Below are 10,000 nucleotides of genomic sequence, written 5' to 3' on the forward strand. Positions count from 1 at the left end.
GATTTGCCCTGCCCATCACTCTGGCCCTTCTGACCTTTGCCGCACCGGTCGCCGTTGCGGCACCGACGGGTAATTTCGTTGCTGACTGGAGCGACGACTGGGCGGAAGCGCTGGAAGGCTGGAAGCTGAGCGGGCAACTGACCGCCGCCACGGATTCGACCAGCAAGGGCATTTCCGAAACGCAAGGTAACGGGCAGTTGTCTGGCGCAGCAACGGCGACGCGCAGCGGGTTTTACGCTTCGGCGCGGCTGAAGAACGTCAAAAGCTCTGACGGCAGCGACTATCAAAGCGCTTTGGCCGTCGGCGGTCGCTGGGCAGTCGGTCCTGACATCCACCTCAACAGCCAGATCATCTATAAGGTCAATGGCGGTGCGCGGCCGGGCAGCGACACGCACTTCGTCGAGTGGCAGAGCGAGGCCAGCCGCACCTTCGGGCGCACGACGCTAAAGGCCCTGACCATCTGGTCGCCGGACTCATCGGGTTCGACCCAAGAGGCCCTTTATTATGAACTAGGGGCGGCGCAGAAACTGTCGGATCGCTGGAGCGTGTCAGGCGGCCTCGGCGAGCGGCGCACCGAGCCCAAACGCAACTACACGGCGTGGAATGCCGGGGCAACGCTGGCGCTGAATGCCAAGACCTCGCTGGACCTGCGTTATTACGACACCAACCGCCATGAATACTCAAAGGCGCACGGCGAACGGCTTGTGCTGGCCTTGCAACGCCGGTTTTGACTCCCTCCTCCCTGTGCCGAAGGCATGGGGAGGTGGCTGCGAGCCTGCGAACAGACGGAGGGGACGTACGGCATAGCCACAAAGCCTGTGGCCTTAGCCGCGACCGTTTTAAGCCGAGGCCAAACTGCGCTGGATGTCGGCGACGGCCTCTTTGAACGCATCGCCGCGGGCTTCGAAGTCGGTGAACTGGTCCTGAGAGGCGCAGGCCGGGGACAGCAGCACCACCTCTTCCTTGCCGGACTTTTCCGCCGCCGCAAAGGCCTGCGCCACGGCGGTGAACAGCAGGCGCGACTGGGTACAGGGGGCCGCCGTACCGATGGTCTTTTCAAACAGCTCCGCCGCCTCGCCGATCAGATAGGCGTGCTTCACGCGGGGGAAGAGGTCTTTCAACTCCTCAATGCCGCCCGCCTTGGCGCGGCCGCCGGCGATCCAGTAGAAGCCGTCATAGCTCGATAGGGCCTGACGCGCCGCATCGGCATTGGTGGCCTTGGAGTCGTTGATAAATCGCACATTCTTGATGCGCCCGATCTCCTGCATCCGGTGGTCGAGGCCGGGGAAGGAGCGGATGCCCGCCACGATCGCTTCGACCGTCAGGCCCAGCGCCCGGCAGGCCGAATAGGCGGCACAGGCGTTTTGCCAGTTGTGGCGACCGGTCAGGGTGCGCACCGTCTTCAGGTCGATGATCTGACGCGCACGGTCGGTCGTGGCGTCATAGATGACGCCGTTCAGCGCATAGACGCCGCGCCCCAGGGTGCGCCGTGATGAGATAGGGATGAGGTTGACCGAATGGTGCGCGGTCATTTCCGTCACCACGGCCTGCGACCACTCATCGTCCGTGCCGATCACCGCCGTCTGATGCGCCGTCTGGTTCAGGAAGATGCGCTTCTTGGCCTTGATATAGCCGTCCATATCGCCATGGCGGTCGAGGTGGTCAGGCGAAAAGTTCATCAGCACCGCCACGTCCGGGCGGAAGGTCTGGGTCAGGTCGAGCTGGTAGGAGGAGGTTTCGATGACGTAGATGGTCCCGGCGTGCATTTCCGGCAGATCGAGCACGCCGATGCCGATATTGCCGCCGATATGGGCGTCGCGCCCGGCGGCCTTGAGGATATGGCCGATCAGGGCCGTCGTCGTCGATTTGCCGTTGGTGCCGGTGATGGCCACGGTCTTAGGGCGCTGTTTTTCCGGCAGGGCGTTCAGCGTGCGCGCAAACAGCTCGATATCGCCGATGACCGGGACATGGGCGGCTTGCGCGGCCTTGACGGTCCAGTGCGGCTCCGGATGCGTCAGCGGCACGCCCGGCGATAGCATCAGGGCGTCGATTTCCGACCAGTCGGCAACCTTGAGGTTTTCGATGGTGAAGCCTTCTTTCGAGGCGCTGAGCATCGACTGCGGCTTGTCGTCCCACAGAAGCGGCTCGGCCCCGCCGGCCTTCAGCGCGCGCGCCGCCGACAGGCCGGACCGCCCCAGACCGAAGATGGCGACACGCTTGCCAGCGAAGCTTTTTACCGGGATCAAAGGGGTCTCTCCATAACTCTTGAAACGCACCCCACCCTCACATCTCAGGGCTTCGCCCTTCGTGTGGTCCCCCTCCCCGCACCTTGTGCAGGGAGGTATAGGTATAGATTACACCTCCCCGCCGGCGGGGAGGGGGACCATTGGCGGAGCCAATGGGGGTGGGGTGGCTACACTTTTATCTCAGCTTCAACGTGGCCAGACCGACCATGGCCAAAATCCCGGCGACGATCCAGAAGCGGATGACGACCGTCGATTCCGCCCAGCCCTTCTTTTCAAAATGGTGGTGGATCGGCGCCATCAGGAAGACCCGCTTACCGGTCAGCTTGAAATAGCCGATCTGGATCATCACCGACAGGGCTTCGACCACGAACAGCCCGCCGACAATGGCCAGCACGATCTCGTGCTTGATGGCCACCGCCGTCATGCCGAGACCGCCTCCCAAAGCCAGCGAACCGGTGTCGCCCATGAAGATCTTGGCCGGCGGGGCATTGTACCAGAGGAAGCCCATGCCGCCGCCGATAACCGCCGCCAGGAACACCGCCACCTCACCCGATCCGGGCACAAAGTGGACATTGAGGTAGTTGGCGAAGACGTAGTTGCCAACGGCGTACGAGATGATGCCGAACGTCCCTGCGGCGATCATCACCGGCACGATGGCCAGCCCGTCCAGCCCGTCGGTCAGGTTGACGGCGTTCGATGCCCCCACAATGACCACGGCGGCAAAGACGATGTAGAAATAGCCGAGATTGAACAGTACGTTCTTGAAGATCGGCACGGCCAGAGAGGTCGAAAGCCCGGACGAGGTCGGCGACTGAGGCCCGAAATAGACCAGAAGCGCTGCGGCAATGCCTGCCACGATGAACTGTGCAATCAGCTTCTGCGACCCCGACAGTCCGGCCGAAGTCTGCTTGGTCACCTTGGCATAGTCGTCCATAAAGCCCAGCAGACCATAGATCATGGTAACGCCCAGCACCAGCCACACGGTGACGCTGCGCAGGTCGGCCCACAGAAGCGTCGCCACCAGAATACCGGCCAGAATCATCAGCCCGCCCATGGTCGGCGTGCCCTTCTTGGTCAGAAGGTGCGACTGCGGGCCGTCTTCGCGGATCGGCTGGCCCTTGCCCTGCTTGGCGCGCATCCAGCGGATAAAGCGCGAGCCGAGACCCACCGCCACCAGATAGGAAGTGATGATGGCCAGGCCGACGCGCACGGTCTGATATTTCAGGAGGTTGAGCAGCGGCCAGTGGTCAAGCGCCGCGAAATGCTCGTACAGAAAATAAAACATAGAGTGTCCCTAAATCAGAAGGCTCTTGGCAATCAGGCCCGCCTTCGATCCGTTGGAGCCCTTTATCATAACAATGTCGTTCGGACGCAAGGCTGATTTCAGAGGTTCCAGCAGTTCCGCTGCCGTGGCCGCGAAAGCCCCGCGCTGCGCCTCCGGCAAGACGTCCCACAGGGCCTTCATCAGCGGCCCGGCGACAAACACCTGATCGACACCCGCCGCCGTCAGGGCCGGGGCCAGAGCGGCATGGCGTTCGGCCTCATCGGGGCCCAGCTCCAGCATATCGGTCATCACCGCGATGCGCCGCCCGCCGGTCGCCAGCCGACGCGCCGCTAAGGCGTTGAGCGTCGCCACCATCGAGATCGGGTTGGCGTTATAGCTTTCGTCGATGAGCGTCACCTGACCGCCCGCCACCGCGATCTGGTGCTCGGCCCCGCGGCCGTCCAGCGCCTCAAAGGCCGACAGGGCGGCGAGCGTCGTCGCCGTCTCGACCTTCAAAGCCTCGCACATCAGCAGCACCGACAGGGCGTTGAGCGCCTGATGCTTGCCCGTGTGGGCCAGCGTAAAGGCGATATCGCGCCCGTGCAAAGTGGCGGTGACCTGAGCGCGGCCATCGACCACCTCATGGCTGATCAGGCGCGCGTCTGCGCCCTCGGCCTCGCCGAAGCGCTGCACCCTGGCGCCCATTTCGCTGGCCCGTTCGTTCAGTTCGGCAAACCAGTGGTTATCGGCATTGAGGATCGCCAGCCCGCCGTATTTGAGGCCGTCGAAAATCTCGGCCTTGGCCTTCATCACCCCTTCTTCGCCATCGGGGAAGTTTTCGGTGTGCACGGCACCGACCGTGGTGATGATCACCGCATCGGGTTCGACCAGCTCGGACAGGGGCGTGATCTCATCGGCGTGGTTCATGCCGATTTCAAACACAGCGCGTTCGGTATCCGCCGGCATCCGCGCCAGAGTCAGCGGCACGCCGATATGGTTGTTGAAGCTTTTGACCGCCGAATGGGCGCGCCCGGCGCGGCTCAGGGCCGCCATGACCATCTGCGTCACCGAAGTCTTGCCGACGCTGCCGGTCACCGCCCCTCTCAGGGCCGGTGCGCGGTCGCGGGCATAGGCCCCCAGCTTTTCCAGCGCCTTAAGCACGTCCGGCACCATCAGGCAGGGGCCGCCTTCGACCGGCTTGCGCGTGATCGCGCACACCGCCCCCTGCGCGAAGGCCTGCGCTACGAAGTCGTGCCCGTCGCGCATGCCGGACAAGGCCAGAAAGATATCGCCCGGCTGCACCTGACGGCTGTCAAAGGTAATGCCGGTGGCGCAAATAGCGCTGGCGTCGCCGCTCAGGCCCGCAAAGGTGCCGCCTGTGGCCTTGAGCAGTTCGGTTCCGGTCCAGAGAGGTGTCATCTTTACTCCTCCCCCTCCCTTGAGGGAGAGGGGGTTTATGCGTTCAAGGCTTCGAGCACTACACCGGCGTCGTCGAAAGGCAAGACCTTTCCGGCGACGATTTGTCCCTGTTCGTGGCCCTTGCCCGCCACGACCAGCACATCGCCGGTTTTCAGGCTGGCCACGGCTTCGAAAATGGCCTGACGGCGGTCGCCGATCTCAAGCACGTTAGACGACTGCGTTCCGGCCAGACCGGCCATGATCTCGGCGCGGATGGACGCCGGTTCTTCGGAGCGCGGATTGTCGTCGGTGACGATCACGCGGTCGGCCAGACGCTCGGCAATGGCCCCCATCTGCGGCCGCTTGCCGCGATCACGGTCACCGCCGCAGCCGAAGACGCAGACCAGACGCCCCTGCGTGTGCGGACGCAGCGCCTTCAGCACCGTCTCCAGCCCGTCCGGCGTATGGGCGTAATCGACATAGATTTCGGCGCCATTGCCGGTCGAACCGACGCGCTCCAGCCGCCCGCGCGCCCCGCTCAGGTGCGACAGGGCCTCCAGCACCGGCTCGACCTTCTGACCGGCGGCCAGACACAGGCCCGCCGCCACCAGCGCGTTCGACGCCTGAAACAGGCCGGCCAGTTTCAGCTTGACCTCAAACTTTCGACCCTGATGCTCAAGGTACAGGATCTGCCCATCGACGGTCAGGTCGCGGTGGGTCAGGGTCAGGTGCTGCCCGCGCTCGCCGACGCTGAGGAGCGACGCCCCGGCGGTGATGGCCGAGGCGGCAAAGGCGTTATAGGCGTCGGAATCGGCATTGAGCACCGCTGTGCGACCGCGCGGCAGGAGCTGCTCGAACAGGCGCAGCTTGGCGGCGCGATAGGCTTCCATCGTGGCGTGATAGTCGAGATGGTCCTGCGTCAGGTTGGTGAAGCCCGCCGCCGTCAGCGTGACGCCATCGAGGCGACGCTGATCAATGCCGTGCGAGGAGGCTTCGAGCGCCAGATGCGTGACGCCGTCGCGCGCCAATGCGGCCAGATGCTCGGCAATGTCGGCGGCGTCCGGCGTGGTCAGGCCCGGCGGCGTAAGGGCGTGCTCCGCCGCGCCGTTCTGGGTGACGATGCCCAGCGTGCCGACGCTGGCCGAATGGTAGCCCATATGGGCAAACATCTGACGGCAGAAGGTGGCGACCGAGGTCTTGCCATTGGTGCCGGTGATGGCCACGCAGGTCTTGGGCTGCGCGCCATAAAAGGCCTTGGCCGCCAGGGCATAAGCGCGGCGCACATCATAGGCGGTGAGGATGTTGGCGGCGGTCGCGGGCGTATCTTCGGGGGCCAGAACAGCGGCGGCCCCCTGCGACAGGGCCTGAGGGATAAACTCACGACCGTCGCGTGCCGTGCCCGGCAGGGCGCAGAACAGCGTCCCCGGTCCGACCTTTCGGCTGTCGGCGGTCACGCCGGTCACGACCGGATCGACGTCCAGATCGCGCCTCAATATGTCCGACAGGCGAAGCCCGCTCATGGTTCCATTCCCTTGTTCATACGCGCACACATTAGTAACCTGCGGGTTTAATGACCTGCCGCTGCCGGGACGGCCGCTTCCGTCACCGTCGCCCCGCCGGTCTGTTCTTCCTTCATCACCTGCGCCTTAACCCACTCCGAGTCGGCGAACTTGTCATCCTTGCGAGTCACATTGAGGAAGGGCGCGATGCGGTCGATCACGCGCCCGGCCACCGGCGCGGCCACCCAGCCGCCGGTGCGCAGGCCGAACGTGTCCTTATTGCCCGTCGGCTCATCGACCATGATCATCACCATGTAGCGGTCATCCTCGACATTGCCGTCGGTGGGGAAGACGGCGACGAAGGACGACAGCAGCTTGGTGCGATCATAGCGTCCGCCAATGACCTTTTCCGCCGAACCGGTCTTACCGCCGACGCGCAGGCCCGGCACATTGGCCTTGCCCCCCGTGCCTTTGAGGACGTTGACGCGCATCAGGTCGAGCATCTGACGCGAGGTATTGGCCGAGAAGACGCGCTCGCCTTTCAGCGGCTGCGCCGGGTCGTATTTGCGCAGCGTCAGGGGCCGCAGATAGCCGCCATTCATGGTCGCCGCAGCGGCCTGAGCATAGGACAGCGGCGAAATCGACATGCCGTGACCGAAGGAGGACGAGGCCAGCGAATCCTTCGACCATTTTTTGGGCAGCAGCGGCGAGGCCGTTTCGGCCAACTCGATATCGGCGGCGCGGAACAGGCCCAGCGCGTTGTAGAATTTGGTCATGGTGTCGATGCCGACGCTTTCGGCCATCAGGGTGGTCCCGATGTTCGACGAGACGAGGAAGACATCTTCCAGCGTCATGATGCGGTTTTCGGCGTGGTAGTCCGAAATCTTGCGCTTGCCCAACTGATAGGGGGTGCGCGCGTCATAGGTGGTGTTGAGCGAGGCCGTCCCCGATTCCAGACCGATAGCCACCGACAGCACCTTGAACACCGAGCCCACCTCGAACACCGAATTGGTGACGCGGTTCAGCTTGTTATTGTCCGGAAAACGGCCGGCCTGATTGGGGTCGAATTCCGGCCAGCTCGACATGGCGATGACCTCGCCCGTGCGTACATTGGTGACCAGGCCAATGGCCCCCTTGGCGCTTTGGGCCATCGCCACATTACGCACCTCGTTTTCCAGCGCGCCCTGCACCCTCAGGTCCATAGCCAGCGGGAAGGGCGTGTTGGAACGGGCGATCTGATCCTGAAAGGCGCGTTCGGCCCCGGCGAGGCCCTTACCCGCCTTTTCCGTCATGCCGATATAGAAGGCCCCGGCCGTGCCCAGCGGATAGCCGCGCAGGCGGCGCGGTTCAAACCCCACACCGGGCAGGCCATAGCTGAGGATGCGCGCCTTGTCCGCCGCGCTCAGCCACGGCATGACCATCAGGCGCCTGTCCCCCGACAGGGCCGAATCGAGCTGATCGCGCGGCACATCGGGCAGGAGCTGGATCAGGGCGCGCTTCACCAGCGGGCGGTCCGCCGCCATGATGTCGGCCGGATCGAGAAACAGGTCGTAGTTGAAGACATCAGTGGCCAGCAGCGCGCCATTGCGATCGACAATATCGGCGCGCGCATCGGCGGGCAGGCTATAGTCCACGCCGCCATGCCCCCCCGACAGGGCCGCCTTCACTGCAAAGCCCGACAGCACCACATAGATGACGCCCATCGCCACCAGTATGAAGAAGATACGCATCCGCGCGCTGGCCAGCCGGTCCGAGGCGACCGCATTGGCGCGCTCAAACGCATGCTCGACTTTCCACATACGGTCGGCCACCCACTGAAAGCCGGAGGCGGTCGAGTCAATAAACGACAGGCGGTGTCCGTATCTCATCGCGCAGCCTCCCCGGTCGCGGGCGTAGCCGACGCAGGCGCAGCGATGGGTGCGCTTTCTTCTTCGGTCATGGCCGGGGGCTTGGCGGTGACCGCGGTCACGGGCGGGGCCGCATGGATTTCAGGACGCGCCACCGAGCGCGAGATTTCCACCAGATTGTCGAGACCCGCCTCACGCTTGGGCGACAAGGGCTCCATCCCCAGATACTGACGCGCCAGCGCCTCGATACGCGCCGGCTGCTCCAGATTGGCGACCTTGACCTTGAGCGCCTTGATGGCGGCCTGTTCCTCGGCGATCTGGGCATTGAGCGCGTTGAGGCGGGCGACCTCCTGCCCCTCCTTGACCTTGGACAGACAGACCCAGAAGATCATGATCAGGGCCAGCACCAGACCGATGGCTTCGATCAGGCGGACACCACGGATACGACGGTCGAACAGACTCATCAGGGCTTTCATCTGACGGCTCTCCGGGAAGGGGACGCGCTACGGGCGACATCAAAAGGCGGGTGACCGGTACGACGGGCGGCGCGCAGCTTGGCCGAACGGGCGCGCGGATTGACGCTCAGCTCGGCCTCGGACGGGGCGATCGCCTTGGTCGAATCGAGGCGATAGGTCGGCGCGGGCCCGGTGTGGATTTGCGGGGCGTGGCGCGAGCCCGACGGCGTGCGTCCGGCGCGCTCGGCCAGGAAGGACTTGACCATGCGGTCTTCGAGCGAGTGGAAGGTGACGACAGCCAGCACACCTTCGGGCTTCAGCAGGCGCTCAGATGCCTCCAGCGCGCTTTCCAGCTCACCCAGCTCGTCATTGACGGCGATGCGCAGGGCCTGAAACGTCTTGGTCGCCGGATGCACCTTGTCGCCGCGACGCCCACCGACGGCCTTTTCGACCACGGCGGCCAGATCGAGCGTGCGCGCAAACGGAGCTTCCTTGCGGCGCTTGACGATGGCAGCGGCAATGGCGCGCGATCTGTGCTCCTCACCGTAAAGCCAGATAATATGGGCGATGTCGGCTTCGGCCCACTCATTGACAATATCCGCCGCGCTCAGGCCCTCAACGGCCATGCGCATGTCCAGCGGCCCGTCGCGCATGAAGGAGAATCCGCGATCGGCCTCATCGAGCTGCATGGAGGAGACACCGATATCGAGCACAATGGCATCGACCTGATCGACGCCCAGCTCGGCCAGCCCTTCGGCCATTTCCGAAAAGGGGCGATTGACGAAGCGGAAGTGGTCACCAAAGTCGCCGCGCACCGTCTCGACAAACGGCTGAACGCGCGCGTCGCGGTCAAAGGCGATGACCTCCGCCCCGCGCGACAGGAAGGCACGCGTATAGCCGCCGGCCCCGAAGGTGCCATCGACCACCACGCGGCCCGGCTCAGGCGCGACGGCGGCGATCACCTCATTCAGCAGGACGGAGATGTGCGGCGCTTCGCTCATAAGCCCAGCTCCGTCAGCACGCCGGACAGCTCGGCCTCCTGCGTCGCCAGATGCGCGGCATAGGCGTCAGGGTTCCAGATCTGAAAACGGTCATAGAGACCAACCAGCAGCACAGCGTCTTTCAGGCCAAACTGCTCGCACAGGGCGTCCGGCAGGGTCATGCGCCCCGCCGTGTCGAAATTGAGCCTAGCCATATCGCCAAAGATGCGCGCTTCAAGGATGCGGCGCGGCGCCGAGCCGAAGGGCTGCGCATCGACGATCTTCTTGTAATGGCTAAAAAATTGCGCCCC

General features: G+C 64.4%; 9 protein-coding genes. 1 reads left to right on the forward strand and 8 read right to left on the reverse strand.

The window, feature by feature from the left end; all coding sequences use genetic code 11:
- Positions 1–731: TorF family putative porin (locus LDL37_RS12810; RefSeq protein ID WP_290798974.1), on the forward strand; the 731-nt coding region annotated here is incomplete at its 5' end.
- 108 nt (positions 732–839) lie between these two features.
- Here LDL37_RS12810 and murD read toward each other — a convergent pair.
- The 8 genes from murD to LDL37_RS12850 form a co-directional block, all read right to left on the reverse strand.
- Positions 840–2,246, reverse strand: coding sequence for a UDP-N-acetylmuramoyl-L-alanine--D-glutamate ligase (murD, locus tag LDL37_RS12815; RefSeq protein ID WP_290798977.1), 1,407 nt, complete (start codon positions 2,244–2,246; stop codon positions 840–842).
- 175 nt (positions 2,247–2,421) lie between these two features.
- Positions 2,422–3,531, reverse strand: coding sequence for a phospho-N-acetylmuramoyl-pentapeptide-transferase (gene mraY / locus LDL37_RS12820; RefSeq protein WP_290798980.1), 1,110 nt, complete (start codon positions 3,529–3,531; stop codon positions 2,422–2,424).
- Between the two features lie 9 nt (positions 3,532–3,540).
- The gene (gene murF / locus LDL37_RS12825) at positions 3,541–4,929 is read right to left on the reverse strand and encodes a UDP-N-acetylmuramoyl-tripeptide--D-alanyl-D-alanine ligase (RefSeq protein ID WP_290798983.1); all 1,389 of its coding nucleotides are present in this window, start codon (positions 4,927–4,929) and stop codon (positions 3,541–3,543) included.
- A 35-nt stretch (positions 4,930–4,964) separates the two neighbouring features.
- The gene (locus LDL37_RS12830) at positions 4,965–6,428 is read right to left on the reverse strand and encodes a UDP-N-acetylmuramoyl-L-alanyl-D-glutamate--2,6-diaminopimelate ligase (protein ID WP_290798986.1); all 1,464 of its coding nucleotides are present in this window, start codon (positions 6,426–6,428) and stop codon (positions 4,965–4,967) included.
- Positions 6,429–6,475: 47 nt separating this feature from the next.
- Positions 6,476–8,275: a penicillin-binding protein 2 gene (locus LDL37_RS12835; protein ID WP_290798989.1), complete on the reverse strand. Its 1,800-nt coding sequence runs from the start codon at positions 8,273–8,275 to the stop codon at positions 6,476–6,478.
- Positions 8,272–8,730: a septum formation inhibitor MinC gene (locus LDL37_RS12840; RefSeq protein ID WP_290798991.1), complete on the reverse strand. Its 459-nt coding sequence runs from the start codon at positions 8,728–8,730 to the stop codon at positions 8,272–8,274. The genes LDL37_RS12835 and LDL37_RS12840 overlap by 4 nt, the downstream gene beginning before the upstream one ends.
- A complete protein-coding gene (gene rsmH / locus LDL37_RS12845; RefSeq protein WP_290798994.1) occupies positions 8,727–9,710 on the reverse strand; it encodes a 16S rRNA (cytosine(1402)-N(4))-methyltransferase RsmH in 984 nt (327 codons plus the stop codon). The genes LDL37_RS12840 and rsmH overlap by 4 nt, the downstream gene beginning before the upstream one ends.
- On the reverse strand, positions 9,707–10,000 hold a 294-nt coding region (locus LDL37_RS12850; RefSeq protein ID WP_290798997.1), incomplete at its 5' end, for a division/cell wall cluster transcriptional repressor MraZ. The genes rsmH and LDL37_RS12850, both read right to left, overlap by 4 nt.

It is taken from the genome of Asticcacaulis sp. (assembly GCF_020217185.1).
GTDB lineage: Bacteria > Pseudomonadota > Alphaproteobacteria > Caulobacterales > Caulobacteraceae > Asticcacaulis.

Coding starts and splice junctions, on each gene's coding strand:
- mraY (WP_290798980.1), bottom strand. CDS start 3,531: ATGTTTTATTTTCTGTACGAGCATTTCGCGGCGCTTGACCACTGGCCG.
- murF (WP_290798983.1), bottom strand. CDS start 4,929: ATGACACCTCTCTGGACCGGAACCGAACTGCTCAAGGCCACAGGCGGC.
- LDL37_RS12830 (WP_290798986.1), bottom strand. CDS start 6,428: ATGAGCGGGCTTCGCCTGTCGGACATATTGAGGCGCGATCTGGACGTC.
- LDL37_RS12835 (WP_290798989.1), bottom strand. CDS start 8,275: ATGAGATACGGACACCGCCTGTCGTTTATTGACTCGACCGCCTCCGGC.
- LDL37_RS12840 (WP_290798991.1), bottom strand. CDS start 8,730: ATGAAAGCCCTGATGAGTCTGTTCGACCGTCGTATCCGTGGTGTCCGC.
- rsmH (WP_290798994.1), bottom strand. CDS start 9,710: ATGAGCGAAGCGCCGCACATCTCCGTCCTGCTGAATGAGGTGATCGCC.